The 265-nt window shown below is 61.9% G+C and carries 1 protein-coding gene; it reads right to left on the minus strand.

Annotation, left to right across the window (positions count from 1 at the left end):
* Positions 1 to 265, minus strand: a 265-nt coding sequence (locus CH341_RS34965; RefSeq protein ID WP_425376238.1) for a CHASE3 domain-containing protein, incomplete at both ends; no start/stop codon positions are given.

Here is a 265-nt window from a genome sequence, read left to right on the forward strand (position 1 = left end):
GTCATCGGATCTCGCATCAGCGTGATCTGGCGCAGGACGAAATCCTCATACCATTGGCGCCACTCCGTCATGGCGTCCCCGACATTGTCGGCGACATCGAGATGGGCGAGCAGCGGCTCGATCCGCGCCGCCAGGGCTTCGGTATCGGCCCGTTTCGCCTCGACCCTCTCAACCCAGTCGCGGTTGCCGGTCAGGAGGAAGTTTTTGAGGCCGACGGCCTGGTCGTCGATCAAGCTTTCAAGCTCGCCGATCTCGATGATCGAAG

It is taken from the genome of Rhodoplanes roseus (assembly GCF_003258865.1).
In the GTDB taxonomy this organism is placed as follows: domain Bacteria; phylum Pseudomonadota; class Alphaproteobacteria; order Rhizobiales; family Xanthobacteraceae; genus Rhodoplanes; species Rhodoplanes roseus.